At 47.5% G+C, this 1,129-nt stretch carries 1 protein-coding gene; it reads right to left on the minus strand.

From position 1 onward, the window contains the following. A partial coding sequence (gene tuf, locus R7Z50_RS24575; RefSeq protein ID WP_017633725.1) for an elongation factor Tu occupies positions 1–1,129 on the minus strand: 1,129 nt, incomplete at both ends.

Raw genomic sequence — 1,129 nt, forward strand, 5'->3', positions numbered from 1 at the left:
ATCGCGAAACGTAGACCTTCGTCCATTGCGATTGGTGCGATTAGCTCTACAGTCATCTGTACGTTGTCGCCTGGCATTACCATTTCTACGCCGTCTGGTAGCTGGATGTCACCAGTTACGTCAGTTGTACGGAAGTAGAACTGTGGACGGTAGCCTTTGAAGAATGGAGTGTGACGACCACCTTCATCTTTAGACAGTACGTATACTTCTGATTCGAACTTAGTGTGTGGAGTGATTGAACCAGGCTTAGCTAGTACTTGACCACGCTCAACTTCGTCACGCTTAGTACCACGTAGAAGTGCACCAACGTTCTCACCTGCACGGCCTTCGTCTAGAAGCTTACGGAACATCTCAACACCAGTACATGTAGTTGTAGTAGTGTCTTTGATACCTACGATAGCAACTTCGTCACCTACAGTTAGGATACCACGCTCGATACGGCCAGTTACTACTGTACCACGACCTTGGATTGAGAATACGTCTTCGATAGGCATTAGGAATGGCTGATCTACCGCACGCTCTGGCTCAGGGATGTAAGTATCTAGAGCTTCTGCTAGTTCAACGATTTTCGCTTCCCACTGCTCTTCGCCGTTTAGTGCGCCTAGTGCAGAACCTTGGATAACTGGTAGGTCATCACCTGGGAAATCGTATTCAGATAGAAGCTCACGAACTTCCATTTCTACTAGTTCTAGTAGCTCTTCATCGTCAACCATGTCACATTTGTTCATGAATACGATGATGTATGGGATACCAACCTGACGGCCTAGTAGGATGTGCTCACGAGTTTGTGGCATTGGGCCATCTGTCGCAGCAACAACTAGGATACCACCGTCCATCTGTGCAGCACCAGTGATCATGTTTTTAACATAGTCAGCGTGTCCTGGACAGTCAACGTGTGCGTAGTGGCGTGATGGAGTGTCGTACTCAACGTGAGAAGTTGCGATTGTGATACCGCGCTCACGCTCTTCTGGAGCGTTATCGATAGATGCGAAGTCTTTAGCTACACCGCCGTAAACTTTAGCAAGAGTAGTACAGATAGCTGCAGTTAGAGTTGTTTTACCGTGGTCAACGTGGCCGATAGTACCAACGTTAACGTGCGGTTTCGTACGTTCAAATTTTTCTTTAGACA

Source organism: Vibrio sp. 1249-1 (assembly GCF_033340495.1).